17 protein-coding genes and 1 pseudogene are annotated in these 15812 nt (G+C 55.5%); 7 read left to right on the forward strand and 11 right to left on the reverse strand.

Features of this window, described 5'->3' with window-relative positions:
- The first annotated feature begins 150 nt into the window (after window positions 1-150).
- On the forward strand, window positions 151-543 hold the full coding sequence (locus AC3IUE_RS10485) for a hypothetical protein (protein WP_489267200.1): 393 nt from the start codon (window positions 151-153) through the stop codon (window positions 541-543).
- 146 nt (window positions 544-689) lie between these two features.
- On the opposite strand, the gene AC3IUE_RS10490 is transcribed toward AC3IUE_RS10485, so the two are convergent.
- Together AC3IUE_RS10490 and AC3IUE_RS10495 are read right to left on the reverse strand one after the other, a co-directional pair.
- Window positions 690-1748, reverse strand: coding sequence for an AbiJ-NTD4 domain-containing protein (locus AC3IUE_RS10490; protein WP_489267202.1), 1059 nt, complete (start codon window positions 1746-1748; stop codon window positions 690-692).
- Window positions 1749-1954: 206 nt separating this feature from the next.
- Window positions 1955-2314 carry a hypothetical protein gene (locus tag AC3IUE_RS10495; RefSeq protein WP_489267204.1) on the reverse strand — a complete coding sequence of 120 codons (360 nt, stop codon included), beginning with the start codon at window positions 2312-2314 and terminating at the stop codon, window positions 1955-1957.
- Window positions 2315-2666: 352 nt separating this feature from the next.
- Here AC3IUE_RS10495 and AC3IUE_RS10500 point away from each other — a divergent pair, with 352 nt between their 5' ends.
- Window positions 2667-2897: a DUF1652 domain-containing protein gene (locus AC3IUE_RS10500; RefSeq protein ID WP_489268790.1), complete on the forward strand. Its 231-nt coding sequence runs from the start codon at window positions 2667-2669 to the stop codon at window positions 2895-2897.
- Window positions 2898-3405: 508 nt separating this feature from the next.
- Here the strand turns inward: AC3IUE_RS10500 and AC3IUE_RS10505 are convergent.
- The 3 genes from AC3IUE_RS10505 to AC3IUE_RS10515 form a co-directional block, all read right to left on the reverse strand.
- Window positions 3406-3615, reverse strand: a complete 210-nt coding sequence (locus tag AC3IUE_RS10505; RefSeq protein ID WP_489267206.1) for a hypothetical protein — start codon at window positions 3613-3615, stop codon at window positions 3406-3408.
- Between the two features lie 735 nt (window positions 3616-4350).
- Window positions 4351-4929 carry a hypothetical protein gene (locus tag AC3IUE_RS10510; RefSeq protein ID WP_489267208.1) on the reverse strand — a complete coding sequence of 193 codons (579 nt, stop codon included), beginning with the start codon at window positions 4927-4929 and terminating at the stop codon, window positions 4351-4353.
- 505 nt (window positions 4930-5434) lie between these two features.
- The gene (locus AC3IUE_RS10515; protein WP_150655358.1) at window positions 5435-5704 is read right to left on the reverse strand and encodes a short-chain dehydrogenase; all 270 of its coding nucleotides are present in this window, start codon (window positions 5702-5704) and stop codon (window positions 5435-5437) included.
- Window positions 5705-6178: 474 nt separating this feature from the next.
- Between AC3IUE_RS10515 and AC3IUE_RS10520 the strand changes: the two genes are divergently transcribed.
- Window positions 6179-6397 (forward strand): hypothetical protein, encoded by a 219-nt coding sequence (locus AC3IUE_RS10520; protein ID WP_489267211.1) that lies wholly within the window; start codon window positions 6179-6181, stop codon window positions 6395-6397.
- A gap of 120 nt (window positions 6398-6517) precedes the next feature.
- On the opposite strand, the gene AC3IUE_RS10525 is transcribed toward AC3IUE_RS10520, so the two are convergent.
- From AC3IUE_RS10525 to AC3IUE_RS10550, 6 genes are all read right to left on the reverse strand, one after another.
- A complete protein-coding gene (locus AC3IUE_RS10525; RefSeq protein WP_489267213.1) occupies window positions 6518-7303 on the reverse strand; it encodes a transporter substrate-binding domain-containing protein in 786 nt (261 codons plus the stop codon).
- A gap of 121 nt (window positions 7304-7424) precedes the next feature.
- Entirely contained in the window at window positions 7425-8360 is a 936-nt protein-coding gene (gene copD, locus AC3IUE_RS10530; protein ID WP_489267214.1) for a copper homeostasis membrane protein CopD, read from the reverse strand.
- A 3-nt stretch (window positions 8361-8363) separates the two neighbouring features.
- Entirely contained in the window at window positions 8364-8735 is a 372-nt protein-coding gene (gene copC, locus AC3IUE_RS10535) for a copper homeostasis periplasmic binding protein CopC (protein WP_046047766.1), read from the reverse strand.
- Window positions 8736-8790: 55 nt separating this feature from the next.
- Window positions 8791-9678, reverse strand: a complete 888-nt coding sequence (locus AC3IUE_RS10540; protein WP_489267215.1) for a copper resistance protein B — start codon at window positions 9676-9678, stop codon at window positions 8791-8793.
- 11 nt (window positions 9679-9689) lie between these two features.
- Window positions 9690-11387, reverse strand: a complete 1698-nt coding sequence (locus tag AC3IUE_RS10545; RefSeq protein ID WP_489267216.1) for a copper resistance system multicopper oxidase — start codon at window positions 11385-11387, stop codon at window positions 9690-9692.
- 110 nt (window positions 11388-11497) lie between these two features.
- Window positions 11498-12202, reverse strand: coding sequence for a murein L,D-transpeptidase catalytic domain family protein (locus AC3IUE_RS10550; protein ID WP_056744362.1), 705 nt, complete (start codon window positions 12200-12202; stop codon window positions 11498-11500).
- Between the two features lie 81 nt (window positions 12203-12283).
- On the opposite strand from AC3IUE_RS10550, the gene AC3IUE_RS10555 reads away from it, so the two are divergent.
- From AC3IUE_RS10555 to AC3IUE_RS10570, 4 genes and pseudogenes are all read left to right on the forward strand, one after another.
- Entirely contained in the window at window positions 12284-14035 is a 1752-nt protein-coding gene (locus AC3IUE_RS10555; protein WP_489267217.1) for a L,D-transpeptidase family protein, read from the forward strand.
- Window positions 14036-14235: 200 nt separating this feature from the next.
- Window positions 14236-15027 (forward strand): lipopolysaccharide biosynthesis protein, encoded by a 792-nt coding sequence (locus AC3IUE_RS10560; RefSeq protein WP_489267218.1) that lies wholly within the window; start codon window positions 14236-14238, stop codon window positions 15025-15027.
- A 167-nt stretch (window positions 15028-15194) separates the two neighbouring features.
- Window positions 15195-15590 carry a hypothetical protein gene (locus AC3IUE_RS10565; RefSeq protein WP_489267219.1) on the forward strand — a complete coding sequence of 132 codons (396 nt, stop codon included), beginning with the start codon at window positions 15195-15197 and terminating at the stop codon, window positions 15588-15590.
- Window positions 15591-15611: 21 nt separating this feature from the next.
- Window positions 15612-15770: pseudogene (locus AC3IUE_RS10570) on the forward strand (aldolase); the annotation flags it as partial.
- Window positions 15771-15812: the final 42 nt, after the last annotated feature.

Raw genomic sequence — 15812 nt, forward strand, 5'->3', positions numbered from 1 at the left:
ATCAGAAGGTTAGACAATCTGGGGAGTTTTTCACCAAGCCTGGGACCAATTGGTCGCTCACGACGGGCATAAATCAGCGAAGAGTTGACGATAGACACTTGATCGCGAGGTGCCTAATCTAGGCTTCGAAGTCACGACAGGGAAAAGGATATGGCAGGAGGGAACATCATTTGCGGTACGTTCCAAAGTGCCGACAAATCGGGATCAGCCTTGGAGGCAGTGTTAGATGCACTCCCATTGCAGGCTCACGAACTGGTCGAGAATGTTAAACAGCAACTCGATACAGCAGACTTTGTCCTCATAGATGTAGAACAAGCGAAAAGCTTGCTTCCATTTTTACGGGTCTACCAGGCGCAACTGATCGCTGAGATCGGGCACGATGATTGGGCTCGGGCAACGCAGGAGGAAGAGTTTTCGCTTGAAACGGTCGCTGCCAAGTGGGGATCGGGTAAGGGATGGAGACTTTACTGCGTGCGAGATCTCGTAGGTGCTTGTGAAAATGCGTTGGTAGAGATTGAATCTGTTTGCATAGCGTTCAGTTAACTGCATCCAGCCCGTTTTCACACAACCTGGACCCGTTGCGGCCGTTCGGCTGATCACTCTCAATTGACTGCTATGCAGACAAACCTATTGCCGCGTATGACAGTGCCGGTAGGAAGACTACCTAGGTCTGCAACGCTCATAGGTGACTACAACCGCTTGATCAAGCTCTTGACCCAAGACATGCAGAACTCGATGGTTTGATCTATCTGCTGCGGAGTGAAGCTGGGCATGTCTTTGGCGCCGGGTCCATGCCCCAAATCGTTTCGCACGTCGCTGTAAAATCTCTGTATTGATTGGCGTTCCCAGATTTCTATGAATGGGCCATTCACCTTGCTCTCAAGATGATTCAGGAAGTCAGACACGCCTTTCTCATTGCCGGTTGCCCACTTTTTAAGTTCGCAAATAATCTTGATCGTGCTTTCCAGTGCCTTGGCGGCATAGAGCGATGGGTCTCGCCCGCCGGTGTCTCTGCGATCGATCGCCTCGGCCATGTCAGTGCTGACGTTTTTCCATTGGGCGTCCTTCACCAATAGCCAGAATGGCTGCTCGACTTGTTCTTGAAGCTGCTCGTCCTGAGTAACCTGCAAGTACCCGTTGTGATAGTGCAGTGGCATACCAGCTTGCTTTAGGCGCTCGTTCAGCTCATGCACATTGGCTGCGAACGTACTGTTCAGATCCTTGTTGATGGCTCGAACGCCGTTGGATCGCTTGCCAGGAATTGTCATAGGTCTCTGGGGCATCTTTTCTTGCAGTTCGGCCTCGGCCAACCGTCGCGGAAAATCGGAATTCGCTTGAACTACTTGCTCCTCTCGCGTGCGGAAGGCCAATTCAACGAAGCTTAGGCGACGCTTGACGAATATGTCAGGGTCCATACCATCAGCAAATTTGAGGTTGAGCCACTGCTCGACCACGTGGTTCATGTTGTTCCAACCCGAGTTCGTGTAAGGCTTACCCATACGCTCTGTTTGATAAGAGTAGTACTTCGGAGACAGTTCCTTGGCCCCGATCTCCATTGCCAGGCGGTCATGAATATCAGTCCAGATCGTCTTGATGCTCTCGTCGACCTTCTGGTCGTACCCGTAGTACTTCCAAATCTGCTCGTCGACAATCCTGTACGCCTGAACAAAGAACGCAGATTCCTTTTGCCCGACACTTTCGAATATTGGACGGTTCGCATACCTGCGAAAGAAGACATCAGTAAGCATGGTTAGACTCTCTCATTCTGGCGCTTAGTAGTGACTTTCGAAGCAGGCAATCACCTCCAGTCTATCTGAAGCGGTCATTCGAAGAGAGGGGGGGCAGTCCGCTCTTGGCCGTTTTCTGCCGGTCGCCACCGGCAGCTATTGGCTAAAGCGGTTTATTGAGAAAATTCATATTGGCAATCGTTAGGCTTACCTAGCGTGACCGTGAACTAGAGGGGGTAGGGATCGGGCTCGGCGGGGGTGATCTCAGTCCAGTCCGTCAGTTTGCCTGCCTCATTCCTCGCGCGAGTCTGAACACGACCATTGGGGTACTCGATACGACTGGACAGCACACGTCCCGTTTTGTCGCAAACATGAGACATCACGCCGTCTGGCTTACTGCCCCCCGTTCGAATGCGCGCCTTCTCATTGTTCACGTCGGCCACCAGTTGCGCAGCATCCACCTCACTGACACCTCCCGCTTGTCGTTGCTGCTCAATCCGCGCCTTGATCGCCTCTCCCTGACTTTCCAGGCTGGCCCGTGGCACGGTCCTCAGGCTTCTGATTTGTTGGCTTATCGGAATTGGCATGGTTCAACTCCTTTCGAGAAAACCCAAGCATAGCAGGGCGGCAATGCTGAAAAGGTTAGGGCAAAATTAGGGCGTATTTCAGGACCACTATAGGCCGCAGTGCGCCACAGTCAGAGGGCGAAAACACCATATTTATGGGCTGGAGCGCGTCCTCAGTGATGCATGAAGGGGTTCGAATCCGTATCCACACCCCACTCAAGGTCATGCCCAATGATCCGTTCCGATCCATAGCGGAACGTCGACGAAAGGCAGTTGTTGGTACCGTTTTGCCTTAAGCATGGCCGCACGCTGCCTACTATTATTTGAGGGTGAACAATCCACTGGAACTCTGAGGACGTAAGTCATGATCTCGATGCTTGAGCTACGCCATATCATCGAATGCGGCTTTCTTCCGTTTTCCTGCATTTGCACGGCAAATCCGGATGGATCGTTGATGATCAAAGTGTTCGATCCATCGTCCGGACAGGTTGAACTGTTGGTCACTGCCGTCACGACAGAGAAGCTGACGTCCAGCCGAGCGATAGCGGAACTCATAAGTGAGTTACGGAGTGAGATGGCCGTCAGACACACGAATTTTGCTTAGGGACGCTTAAGCACGGCTCCCGAGAGTAAAGATGACTATAGAAAAATTCGAAGAAGACTTGGCTCTGGCTCGTACGGAACTGGCTGCTGCGACTGCGGACGTTATGGCTTTCGTTAGAGCGGGGAGGGCCTTCGGGGAGCGGTGGGACGCCGCCATTGAGCGAGAGCGCGAGGCACACAAGCGAATGCAGCGGGTGCTCAATAGCCCGTTGGCCTCATCCGGGGGTAAGAAGCAGGAGCGATAATTGTCTCGCCACTCGCAGCCCAATCAAATCGTTCCTGAGCGGCGGGTGGGGTGCCTGAATGGCTTCTACTGGCCGATTGTGTTGAAAAAGTCGACCCGGCCTGGCTACCCATGCTTTGAGCGGTGAAAGCGCCTTTTTTGCCCGCCGCTACGTCAAATCCGAGTCCTGAACCTTCTGCGCAAAACTCAGATTTCAATCTCAGACACGCACTTTTCTACCGTGGAAACCGAACCCGACTTTTTCAACACAATCGGCCGATAACTGTCACTCAGGCGTCATTAGGACTGCGAGCGTCAGCTTGATGAACTCCTCATTTTTGTCGATCGTGTCCAGGGCGCCGCGTACGTTGTCGGCGACGTCGGCCGAGCCTCGGGCCTCGACCCAATTGGAAAGCTCCATGATGGCTGCTTCTAGGGCGAGCTGGTTTTCATTGATTTTGTACAGCAGGGAAGGGAGTAGGTCTGTATTTGGCATCGCGATTCCTCCGTGAAAAGGAAAGCGTAGCAGCTTGAACACTTCATGGATCGGGTGGATTCATGGAGGTTGGGCGCCAATGCACCAACGAATTTGACAGTAGCGACAGTGCTCGTGATTGAAGCCGAAAACGGTTGCTTAAAATTTGCTACTGCAGATGAGGGAGGGGGTCGAATTTGGTGGTGCACGAATGGTGCTGGTACGAAACTGGTACGTGGATAATTGGGTAGGCCTGTAGGCCTTTGTTTTCAGGCTTGCTGCGAATAGTCGGTCCAATCCATCATCGGGGCGACGGAGAAGCGGCGGGAGAGCGGGGCGGGTGTGGCGGTGATTGGGGGCATTGGCGGTTCTGAGATGGGTGAGACTGGGAGGTGAGGAGTTTATCAGGATTGGGGTTGCGGGGCTGAGGCGAGTCTTGTTGCCGTTGTTCAGGGCATCTGAACAACGGCATAAGAGGTAGTCGACTGGATCGCTACGGGTAAATAAATCTGTCCCCATTTTTTCAGGCCGCCCTAGGCCGCAGCACACCTTTTGAAGATAGCAAATTGGCCGTTTTTGCGGGCTTGGAGCGGTCCTCAGAGATTTGAGAAGGGGTTCGAATCCCTATCAATGCCATTTAACGCAACGCGACGTGATTCCTCACTTGTCAAGTTAGCCCTACGACCCACGTAATTCGGGGTTGTAGGGCTTTTTGCTTTAGTACTCCAACACAATCGGCGTGTGGGCCTGCAGCACTTAGGCTCTTGACTTTACCGAGAGGGTCAGAAAATTTTTCAACTGCGTTTCTAGATATTCGCGGTTGAGAGATTGCCAGCCGTCTTCAGTACCAGTTACGCCATTCTGCACTCCTGGACGTTGGTCATGGTACGAGCGGTAGTGCACTTTTTTCGTATTGAGGATTGCCTTCACTGCAAAAACTGATTCGAGTGAATTGTTTGGGCCAAACGAAGATCCTTTCACTGGAATAATTCTCAACGAAATATAGTGGTGCTCAGGTCTTTGCTCGTACTCCCCCAGTTTTGCGGCGAATCCATAAGCTGCCGCATCTCGAACAAACTCTTCGAACAGTGGAATAACAACCGCCGAATATCCCAACTTGACTTTAGCAACGAACAGCTCGATCTCCGCTGCATTTATCGCGGCCGCCTCGGCTAAACGAGTGTCAATAGCTTGCTGCTCTTGATCGTGAGTTTTTATTACGTCGTTGAAAATAGACAATTTATATCTCCTTGGTGACTGTTGTTCCCCAACCGATGCTGGCCCATCGCCTAAGGCTAGGTCAATAGTGCTTTGCTCATGGAGGGTGTAGATCATCGTTGAAAATTATCCTCTTCAGCGTGAATCAAGAACACGAAGCGGATCGTTCGTAGGAGGAGCATCTGGCCTCAGAGGAAAGCAAAGGTAATCCGGCTTCAGATATTTCTGAATTCTGGGCAGATTTAGTCACGCCCATCAAAGCTCCGTCGCCTTAACCGCCGGCGCCGGAGCTTTTAGTGCTTGAGTCCGAGAGCGAATGTCGTGTCGGTGCTCTCTGGATTGGAGCGACAGTCACTGCAGATGGGATTTGCTAGCGGCGGCTTGAAATGCGCGGGCGGTGGTACGAAAGAGGTACGTGAAAAAAACTCATCCTCTCAAAGCCTTTGTTTTCTTGGTCTTCAGAACTAGATGGTCCAATCCATCATCGAGGCTTCGGTGGGTCTTGGGTCTTGGGTCTTGGGTCTTGGGTCTTGCAGCAGCTTTTTAGCGCGTGAGTGAAGTAAGTCGAGGATTCAGAGAAATGGGCCAACGGGGCGTCCGAGGAGGGCGCCCCGTTGTGACGTCAGGACGGTTCAGCATCCATACGTCGCGCAATGACATCCAGCACATCACAGCCATCGCGCAAGGGTATGCAGCAAAGCATTGCGAAGTCGCTGAGTATCACCGAATCCGTGGTGATGTCGCCGCGCATCGCGAGGTTTTCCAGGATCTGCGTTACCGCGCCAATTCGGTAGCGTGCGGTGCTAAGCAGTGAGTGCAGCGGTTGGGTGGTGTTTACATACAGCGAGGGAAGGTCGTCGGCGTTGCTGGTTAAAGCCATAAATTCTTTCATTTGAAGCTCCATTAATTTGAGAAGAACTACTACTCAATCGTCGCCAAACGAATGGGTGGTAGCCGTACGCGGGTTGGCGAACCGGGCAATGGAGAAACCGGCAGACCCTAAGGTCTCCCGCGCACAGCCACCATAAAACAGGCAGCTAAGTGCGTTCCGAAACGCTTCGAAAATAGTCGAAGGATTCAGTTCAATTGCCATCGAGTCGCCAAACCCGACACGCCATTTTGGCGTTGGGTGGACTATAGGCCTCGTGACAAAGGCACAGCAATGCGCAAGTGTACGGACAATTCCCAGAGTCGTGTAGGACGTTACTCTTTTGACAGTTTGTCTGAGGAGCGCCCTTTTTGGCCTCAAGCAATCACTACCTGAACCAACGCTGTCGCCCAGCAAAGTTTCATAATTCCTTGCGGTCTTGCGGCATAAGATAACCACCTAAGGTCACCGCGCTTCCAACCCAAAGGAAACTGAAAAATGATCTCGAACCTCTTCAAAGTCGCTCTGATCGCCGGCGCATTGCTATTGAGCGCCTGTTCAGGTGCAAGCACCCATAGCGAATTTTCGGAAGCCACCCTGCCGTCTGCCGGTTTTGGTCCGGGGCCTACCAACAACCCCAATAAGATGAATTTCCATGGCAGTGCGCTCGGCAACAGCTTCGGCGAGTACGGTTCGGGGTTGTTGCACGACGATTAACGGCGGAAGTGTTTCCGCCGTTTTGCGTTTTGCCTGATGTGCCGTGTGCTTTGGGTTGGCGACTGCTGCGCAGTCGGACGCAGGCTTCGCCAGTTGCTACAGGGATTGTGTAGGTGGCGGTTATTTGGGCTCGGGTGTTGCTATCCATTGGCCCAGAACTTTTTGGTAGTTGCCTGTGACTTTGGCCAGGTGCAGCCACTGATCGACGTACAACTTCCAGGTCATGTCATCACGCGGCAGCAAGTAAGCCTTCTCGCCGTACTGCATGAATTGCTTCGGGTTCACCGCGCACAGGCCGGGTTTGAGTTTCTGCTGATAGAGCGCTTCCGAAGCATCGGTAATCATCACGTCAGCCTTCTTGTCCAGCAGCTCCTGGAAGATGGTCACGTTGTCGTGAAGCCGCAATTGCGCCTTGGGTAGAAAGGCGTGAACAAAGGCTTCGTTGGTGCCGCCGGCCGGTTCGACCAAACGAACCGAAGGCTGGTTGATTTGCTCGACGGTCTGGTACAGCGCCTGATCTTCGCAGCGCACCAGCGGGATCTTGCCGTCGACGTCCAGCGTGGCGCTGAAGAAGGCTTTTTTCTGGCGCTCCAACGTGACGGAGATGCCGCCGACGCCGATGTCGCATTTGCCCGCGAGCATGTCGGGCATCAGGGTTTTCCAGGTGGTCTGTACCCACTCGACTTTGACGCCGAGGCTGTCGGCCAGCGAGCGGGCCATGGCGATGTCGATGCCCGAGTATTCGCCGTCCTCGGCTTTGACGGTATAGGGTTTGTAGTCGCCTGTTGTGCACACGCGCAGTTGGCCTTGTTGGATGACGCTGTCCAGATGCGATTGCTCGGCTTGAGCAGCAAACGATAGAGCGAGCAGGCCACCGAGCATCATTGTGCTTTTCAGGTTGTTCATTGTTATCCGGCTTCCATGATGGAGTGGGGGCTGAGAGTACTTACTTTCTGCTGCCCCGCTCAACATTGGCGTGGATGTTGTAGAACTTGATTTGCTGCAGCCTGACCATTACTCGCTACAGCTATTGCCCCGCCATCTCCATTTCCGGACTCAACGTCCCCAACCAGGCCACCAACCCCACAATCAACACCGCCGCCGCCAATTCAACCACCACGCTGCGCCGTAACGTGTTCGCTGCCACCCGATACTGACCCTCACGCAACGAGCGCTGCAAAAACGGCCCCAGGTGAAACCGGTTCAACGCGGCGAGTACCAGCATCCCGGCAAACAGCGCGATTTTGATGGACAGCAAAATCCCGTAGGTACTGAGCAAGACATCGTCGAGCGTTGGGCCGACGATGAACAGGTAATTCACGACACCCGTGACCGTGATGACGGCCACGATCACTGCACCCACCCATTCAAATCGGCGGACAGCCCGAGCCAGCAATCTGATGCGTTCCTCGGTTTGCAGCTCGTTGAGCTTTGCCATCAAGGCAAGCGCAACCAGCGCGCCGAGCCAGGCTCCTGAAGCCAGCAGATGCAAAATGTCAGTGATGAAATGCCAATAACGACGGCTGCCTTCATCCATCGCCCCATGACCGCTCCAGGCCAGGCTGGCCAGGGCGATAGCGCCGGCAAAAGAGGCGATCAGCAGGCTGAATCCGGGCGCACGGTGATTGAGCATCACCGCCAGACTGGCGATAACCAGCGCGATGATGCGCACGACCCAGGCCAACCCGACATCCGTCTCAAACACCATCATCTCCATGTGCGGACGCAGCTCGGCAAAGTCTGACTCACCGCTCATGGCGCTCGCCATCATCACCATGCTGGCGACAGAAAGCAGCACGCCCAGCAACGCCGCCCCCGTCAACATCGACCGAAGCGGCAGCGCCACCCCTGACACCCGCTCCTGTTCTTTCAGGCTGTACAGCCCAAACAGCGCCAGCCCAAACAGCAGCATCAAATCCACATACAACCCAAAGCGCAGTGCAATGCTGACTGAGTCGCTCATCAATCACTTCACTTTGAACGTGACGTTGCCGGTGATCGGGTGAGTGTCCGAAGACACGGCGCGCCATTCGACTTTGTAGGTGCCGGCAGGCAGTGGCGAGAGCGGCGTGATGACCATGGTTTTCGGATCGCTACCACCCGAGACTTTGGCTTTCATGGGCATGGGGGAGTGCGCCATGCCAGGCATTTCCGTCATGACCAATTTTGCGCCGGAGAACTGGGTCATGAGGCTTTCGGAAAAGTGCAGTTCGATTTTGCCGGGTGTCGCGCCATCCGCACCTTCCGCCGGAGTGGAGGAGAGCAGTTTCGGGTGCGCTTGAGCGAGCGCGCTCATGAGCAGCCCAATGGCAACAGCGGTAGTTTTAATCATGCGCATGCAAGGCCTCTTACCGCTTTAAGCGGTTGTTTTTTTGGTTGTTGAGTTAATGCGTTTAGAACCACAGGCGAACGCCAAGAACCAGGCGTGCTTCGCTGCGATCCTCGCCTTCATCGTTGGCGTAGTCGGCGGTTTTGCCGTAGGTGCGGTTCCAGGTCACGCCGATGTAGGGCGCGATTTCCCGGCGGATTTCATAGCGCAGTCGCAGGCCGGCTTCGGTGTTGGATAACCCGGGACCGATACCTCGTTGCGGATCGTTTTTGCCGTAGAAGTTGAGTTCGGCGGTCGGTTGCAGGATCAGCCGGTTGGTCAGCAGGATGTCGTAGTCGCCTTCCAGTCGCGCGGCGGTTTGGCCGCCTTCGCCGATGAAGGCGGTGGCTTCGGTTTCGAAGTTGTACAGCGCCATCCCTTGCACGCCAAACGCGGCCCAGGTTTGCGGGTCGCCGGGTTTGAAATCCTGGCGAATGCCGGTCACCACGTCCCACCACGGGGAGATCGCGTGCCCCCACAGTGCCTGGATTTCGGCGTCTTCGGTTTTGCCGTTGGTGCGTTCGCCTTCGGATCGCAGCCACAGGCGATCGATGTCGCCGCCAATCCAGCCGGAGAGATCCCAGGCCAGGGTGCTGCCGTCGTCAGCGTCCTGCCATTCGAGTTTATCGGCGAGGAAGTAATGGTTGAGCGCGGTGTCATGTACGCCGTGGCCGGTTGGGCTGGCGTACACAGCGGCGCGGTCGGCATCGGTCAGCGCCGGGATCGGCGTGCGGCTTTCGGTCGGCGCAGCGGGCTGCATCTGGCCGTCGTCCATGCTTTGCATTTGGCTAGGGTCCATGCCCTGCATTTGGCTGTGATCCATGTTCTGCATGTCGTCGGTGGCGGCCATCGCCGAAGAGAGGGTCATGCTCGCGGTCACGAGTGCCAATGAAATGGGAGTGAGTCTGGTCATCGGTAGGCGCCTCATTCTTCCACGCGAACTTCACGGAACATGCCCATTTCCATGTGGTACAGGAGATGGCAGTGATAGGCCCAACGGCCGAGCGCATCGGCGGTGACCCGATAGCTGCGCCGGGAGCCGGGCGGCATGTCGATGGTGTGTTTGCGCACCATGAACTCGCCGTTTTCGTCTTCGAGGTCGCTCCACATGCCATGCAGGTGAATGGGGTGGGTCATCATCGTGTCGTTGACCAGCACCACCCGAACCCGCTCGCCGTATTTGAGGCGCACGGGTTCGGCATCGGAGAACTTCACACCGTTGAACGACCAGGCGAATTTCTCCATGTGGCCGGTGAGGTGCAGTTCGATGGTACGGCTCGGCTCGCGGCCGTCCGGGTCTTCGAAGGTGCTGCGCAGGTCGGAATAGGTCAGGACGCGGCGGCCGTTGTTGCGCAGGCCCAGGCCGGGATCGTCGAGTTTGGGGGCGGTGGTCATTGCTTGCATGTCCACCAGCGGGTTGTTGTTTTCCGTCGCAGGGTGGGACTGCATGCCGGGCATGGCCATGGCGCTGTGATCCATGCCCGCCATGCTGCCGTGATCCATCCCGCCCATGCCCATGTCATCCATGGTCACCCGCGGTCGAGGGTCCAGCGGCGGTACCGGCGCGGATAAACCAGCCTTCGCTGCAAGTGTGCCGCGTGCAAAGCCAGTCCGATCCATCGACTGGGCGAACAAGGTGTAAGCCGCTTCGGTCGGCTCGACAATCACGTCGAAGGTCTCCGCCACCGCAATGCGAAACTCGTCGACGATCACCGGTTTGACGTGCAGCCCATCCGCAGCGACCACCGTCATTTTCAGCCCGGGAATGCGCACGTCGAAGTACGTCATGGCGGAGCCATTGATGAAGCGCAGGCGCAACTTCTCGCCCGGTCGGAACACGCCCGTCCAGTTCGAGTTCGGCGCCTGGCCGTTCATCAAGTAGGTGTAAGTTGCGCCGCTGACGTCGGCCAGGTCGGTGGGGTTCATCTTCATTTCGGCCCACATCTTTCGATCGGCGACCGTGGAACCCCAACCTTTCTCGCTGACGTCATGGATGAAATCACCCACGGTGGGCTTGTTGTAGTTGTAGTAATCGGACTGTTTTTTCAGCGTCTTCATCAGGTCGACGGCGTCTTCGTCGGTCCAGTCGGTCAGCATCACCACGTAATCGCGGTCGTACTGGAACGGCTCCGGCTCCTTCGCATCAATCACCAACGGCCCGTAAACACCGGACTGTTCCTGTAAGCCTGAATGGCTGTGGTACCAGTACGTGCCGTTCTGTCGAACCTTGAATTGATAGACGTACATCCCACCCGGCTCGATGCCGTGAAAGCTCAAACCCGGCACGCCGTCCATGTTGGCCGGCAGCAAGATGCCGTGCCAGTGAATGGAGGTGTCGGCGTTGAGTTTGTTTTTCACTCGCAGCGTCACCGTGTCGCCTTCGCGCCAACGCAGCAGGGGGCCGGGAATGCCGCCGTTGATGGTCATCGCGGTGCGCGGGTTGCCGGTGATGTTGACCGGGGTTTCGCCGATGAGCAGGTCGAAATCGGTGCCCGCCAGCACCTGAGGTTCGCCGGGACTGGTGACCGCCCAGACAGGCGTGCGCCATAACCCGAGGCCGCCGAGGAGCCCGCCCACGGCCAGGCCCTTCACGAAGGTGCGTCTTGATGTGTTGGAGTGCATGCCGTGTTCCCGGTCCGTCAGCGTGGAGAGAGCTTGACGACGAGGCTAACGGGCGATGCCTTTCAGCAGGCTGAGGCGGGGATTACAGTTTTGTCAGGTTCATGCCGTAATTATTGGCGTGTATCGGGCGTTGACGCTGCGGCCACAGTGCCGCTACCGCAATTGATATACGAAGACGACTTCAACCAACGCTGATCCGGATAGTAAGAAAACAACAACTGCCCATCTTTCATCGAATCAATCAACTTATGCGCAATTGCCGGCCGTACAGCCGGACACCCCAGGCTTCTACCGATCCGGCCATTCGCTCGGGCAAGAACCGGACTGACATAGGGCGCCCCATGGATAACGATCGCCCGCTCAAATGCGTTGTCGTTGAAACCCGGCTCCAATCCTTCCATGCGCAAGGAGTAACCGTTCTGGCCGACATAGCTCGACTGGGTGCGGTACAAACCGAGGCTGGTGGCAAAGCTTTCATTCTGGTTGGAGAACTTGACCGCCATGTTCTCGCCGCTGTTGCGACCGTGGGCGACCAGTTCGTGGAACAGTAATTTACGTTTCTTCAGATCGAACACCCACAACCGTTGTTCGGTCGAAGGCAATGAGTAGTCGATGACAGCAAGTCTTTGGACAGGTGCTTTACCTTGGGCCAAGCTGCATTGGGTAGCGCGTACGGCCAGCCCGATGACTTTGGCGTTGGCGCCAGGTGCTGCTTTGAGCAGCGCGGCTTCAAGCGAATCGGCGTAGGCTGCCGGTACCGAAACTAACGTCAGCAGCAAGGCCGTGAATAAGAAGCCAAAGCGGTCTAGTGCCATATGTAAGTCTCACATTAATGTTTCGAGTCTAGCAGTGTGCAGGATGCTAGCCGTTGAATACGGGGCGATTAAGGATTATCCATGGGGCAGTTAACAAGGTTATTCGTCATAAGCCGCATCTTTTTTATGGGCTTTCTGATCAGCGGCGCAGCGATTGCAGAAACTTCGCCGATTGAGGCGGTATCTCCCGTCATCAGCAGAACTGGCGCAGCACCTGACGATTACGTCGCTCAAACGATTCAGGCGGCACTTGAGCCATTGAGTTCATCGTTTCCCCCCTTGCTCACTTCCCGTGGCCATCAACGGGTGGACCCGAGTCGCGTGGTCATGGATTTTTACATGCATCGGAGTTATCGCTCGGCCTGGGCGAACGACAGCGATGTCATTCAGTTATTGAAAAGCCTGAGCGAGACCCGGGCCGACGGGCTGGATCCTGCGGACTTTCATATTGATGAGTTGGCGAACGCCAGAGCGTCGATGCAGGCAGCAGAGCCGACGGTGGCGCAACGGGCGGCGTTCGATATCGCGGCGACCCGGACCTTTATCACGGCGCTGCTGCAATTGCGGCGCGGCAAGGTTGACCCATCGCGTCTGGACATCCATTGGAATTTCGACCCTGTCGGCGCCGATCCTCGTGGAGACATGAATAACTTGTTCGCCGCGCTCGATGCTCATGACGTTGCACGCGCCTTTGCACAGGCGCCGCCACAAGAGGCGGTTTACCGCAGCCTGCGCGTGGGCCTGGCGCAACTGCGCAAGGTTCGGGACGCGGGTGGCTGGCCGAAGATTGCCGAAGGCCAATCGCTCAAGCCAGGCATGGATGACGCCTCTGTCGCGCAGTTGCGAGCACGTTTGGTGGTGGGTGGTTATCTGGCCCCATCAAAGAAGCCACGCACTGATTACGACGACAGCGTCACCGCGGCGGTGAAAAAGTATCAGACCGAGCAATACCTGGGGGCGGATGGCGTGGCGGGGGCCGCGACACTGGCTGCGTTGAATGTGCCCGTAGAGGCGCGGATAGACCAGGTTCGGGTGAACATGGAGCGCGCGCGTTGGTTGTTGTACAAACTTCAGGGCACTTTTGTCATCGTTGATATTGCGGGTTACAAGGTGGCGCTTTATCGCGACGGTAAGGCGATATGGCGTTCCCGGGTTCAGGTCGGTAAGCCGTTCCGCAGTACGCCGGTGTTTCAAGCCGAGATTACTTACGTAACGTTCAACCCCACCTGGACTGTGCCACCGACGATCCTCGTCAAAGACATGCTGCCGAAGATTCAACGAGATCCTGGCTACCTTGCCGCCAGCCGTATAAGAGCCCTTGATCGAGAGGGGAATGTGCTCGATCCGTCGACCGTCGACTGGGATAACGCGCGCGGTATTACGCTGCGACAAGATGCCGGGCCGGACAATTCGCTGGGGCAGGTGGTCATTCGGTTTCCCAATGAGTATTCGATTTATCTCCACGACACGCCGCATCGCGAGTTGTTTGCGCAATCGCGCCGTGCCACCAGTTCAGGCTGCATACGGGTGGAGAACCCGCTGCAGTTGGTAGAGCTGTTATTCAACGACCCGGTTCGTTGGAACAGCGCCGGGATACAGGCTCAACTGGCGAACGGCAAGACCGAAAATATCAGGCTTCCCGTCAAGGTGCCGGTGCTGTTGGCTTACTGGACGGTGGACCTGAGCAACGATGGTCGAGTGATGTTTAAACCCGATGTGTACGGGTACGATTCCGCGGTACTGCGAGGGTTGAATCTGCCTTCGGAATTGCCCGTTCTGGATGTGCGACGAGCAGGAACTTCCTCTGTGGCAACGGAGCAAAACCAGCAGTAGCCATGAAGGAGTTGGGACTTGTCACCCGTATGGAAAGGGCCGGTCATCGATGCACCAACGATGCAAGCGCTCTGCGTCAACCTTTGCGCTCCGTCGCAGATTCCAGAGTTGGTGAAGCCAAAAGGTTGGCTGACCCGTTGAAAACTATCACAATACAAAATAGTCACCGATCATCGATGTGAAGGAATAGGGAATTGAAGATGGATGTTGCGCAAAAAAAACCGTCACTCAACACAGGTATGCTTGATGTGCATGACCTCGATGAGTGCCGCAACATTCAAAAAGGTGCCGTGTTTATCATTGCCTCGGGGGCGTCCGCTAAAGATTTTCCGCTGGAAAAGTTTGCCGACATTCCGATGATTACGATGAATGGCGCCATCTCCATGTTCTCCGGGACAGGTACCAAGCCGTTCTTTTATGCCTGTACGGATCAAGGCTTTTCCCGAGAGCAACCCGAACTGTTTTCAGAGGCGATGCGCATCAGTCAGCGGGTTGCACTGTGGCAAGAGCACATCTGGAACACGACGGTAGCGCCTGAGGGCGAACTGTATTTACTCGGCCGAGCCCCCAAGCTCTCCTGGACGGACCTGGTTTTCAGGGCCGATAAAGAGCTCGTCAGAAGTCGCAAACTCGGGACTGGCCGCAACAGAACCCTTGGTTTCAGCAAGAACCTTAAACGCGGTTTTTTTGATGCCCGTACCGTGGCTTATCTGGCTTTGCAGATTGCCTATCACGTGGGCTTTACCAAGGTGTTTTTGGTCGGCGTCGACTTGAATCAGTCTGTGAGCCGTTTTTACGAAGAGGCCGACACGTTAGCGTCGCCATGCCTGCTCGATCAGCATTTTCATACGAGAATTCTGCCGTCGTTCGAGATCTTGTCGAAGTACGTCGTGAGTGAAGATTTTAAGGTCTACAACCTGTCCAGTAATTCAAGGATTCCGGGCGAGCTCATTCCTCGAGTGACGCTGGATGAGATCGACAAGTTGATCTAAACGTTGTTCGTGTTTTATTGAAATGGGCGCCCTCGGAGCGCCCATTTTTTTTGTTTGTAATTTATCGACCGTCAACCGTTCGGCACTTGCGTCGGATCTGCCAATAAGCGTCGCCTAAGCTTTGATTTATCCGGACATTCTTCCGGTACTTACAAGGAAGGTGTGGCATGACTTTGTTAAAATTCGGCGCGTCGATCCTGATGGTCTGTTTGGCAGGCTGCGCAACCAGCAGTCGTTATGAACCTCCACCGGTTCCGGCATCAGCGATGACGCTAGACGATGGGCAAATTCATAGCACGTTAGTGGGTAAGCAGTTTTATGGAACCACCCGGCAGGGCAGTCACCCCTACTCGATCAGGTTTTTAGCCGATGGTATCGATGTGTTCGAGATGGCGCCTGACGCGCCGGAGAAAGAACGGTGGACTCTCAAAGACGGTGTTGTTTGCGTCATACCTAACAAGTACCCAACCGAGTGCAGCCAAGTGAAGGTCGCCAATAATGAGTATTGGTTTGTCGATCCGAAGAGTGGGAGAGTCAACGCGCATCTGAAGCTCGCGCCTTGATGGTGATGCTCGTGAAGGAATGCAATGGCGACCCAGCGTGAACTCAAGCCGGTGCCCCATGAGATTGCCCAGCGGGCATACGAGCAAATGCGCCTGGGGGATGCAGAAAGTGCTCGGGCGCATTTGCATAGCGCGATGCGACGACTAGCCAAAGGACATTTGCCCCATACCCCCCCGTAGACTAAGCTCACAAAAAATAAGGGTTTTGGGGTGTTACCTATG

The sequence above is a fragment of the Pseudomonas sp. GL_093 genome, from assembly GCF_057837605.1.

Excerpts from the sequence above, each read along its gene's own strand:
- AC3IUE_RS10515 (WP_150655358.1), bottom strand. The coding sequence starts at position 5,704 with ATGAAAGAATTTATGGCTTTAACCAGCAACGCCGACGACCTTCCCTCG.
- AC3IUE_RS10525 (WP_489267213.1), bottom strand. The coding sequence starts at position 7,303 with ATGAACAACCTGAAAAGCACAATGATGCTCGGTGGCCTGCTCGCTCTA.
- AC3IUE_RS10550 (WP_056744362.1), bottom strand. The coding sequence starts at position 12,202 with ATGGCACTAGACCGCTTTGGCTTCTTATTCACGGCCTTGCTGCTGACG.
- AC3IUE_RS10505 (WP_489267206.1), bottom strand. The coding sequence starts at position 3,615 with ATGCCAAATACAGACCTACTCCCTTCCCTGCTGTACAAAATCAATGAA.
- AC3IUE_RS10540 (WP_489267215.1), bottom strand. The coding sequence starts at position 9,678 with ATGACCAGACTCACTCCCATTTCATTGGCACTCGTGACCGCGAGCATG.
- AC3IUE_RS10545 (WP_489267216.1), bottom strand. The coding sequence starts at position 11,387 with ATGCACTCCAACACATCAAGACGCACCTTCGTGAAGGGCCTGGCCGTG.
- AC3IUE_RS10485 (WP_489267200.1), top strand. The coding sequence starts at position 151 with ATGGCAGGAGGGAACATCATTTGCGGTACGTTCCAAAGTGCCGACAAA.
- AC3IUE_RS10560 (WP_489267218.1), top strand. The coding sequence starts at position 14,236 with ATGGATGTTGCGCAAAAAAAACCGTCACTCAACACAGGTATGCTTGAT.
- AC3IUE_RS10500 (WP_489268790.1), top strand. The coding sequence starts at position 2,667 with ATGCTTGAGCTACGCCATATCATCGAATGCGGCTTTCTTCCGTTTTCC.
- AC3IUE_RS10495 (WP_489267204.1), bottom strand. The coding sequence starts at position 2,314 with ATGCCAATTCCGATAAGCCAACAAATCAGAAGCCTGAGGACCGTGCCA.
- copD (WP_489267214.1), bottom strand. The coding sequence starts at position 8,360 with ATGAGCGACTCAGTCAGCATTGCACTGCGCTTTGGGTTGTATGTGGAT.
- AC3IUE_RS10555 (WP_489267217.1), top strand. The coding sequence starts at position 12,284 with ATGGGGCAGTTAACAAGGTTATTCGTCATAAGCCGCATCTTTTTTATG.
- AC3IUE_RS10520 (WP_489267211.1), top strand. The coding sequence starts at position 6,179 with ATGATCTCGAACCTCTTCAAAGTCGCTCTGATCGCCGGCGCATTGCTA.
- AC3IUE_RS10565 (WP_489267219.1), top strand. The coding sequence starts at position 15,195 with ATGACTTTGTTAAAATTCGGCGCGTCGATCCTGATGGTCTGTTTGGCA.
- copC (WP_046047766.1), bottom strand. The coding sequence starts at position 8,735 with ATGCGCATGATTAAAACTACCGCTGTTGCCATTGGGCTGCTCATGAGC.
- AC3IUE_RS10510 (WP_489267208.1), bottom strand. The coding sequence starts at position 4,929 with ATGATCTACACCCTCCATGAGCAAAGCACTATTGACCTAGCCTTAGGC.
- AC3IUE_RS10490 (WP_489267202.1), bottom strand. The coding sequence starts at position 1,748 with ATGCTTACTGATGTCTTCTTTCGCAGGTATGCGAACCGTCCAATATTC.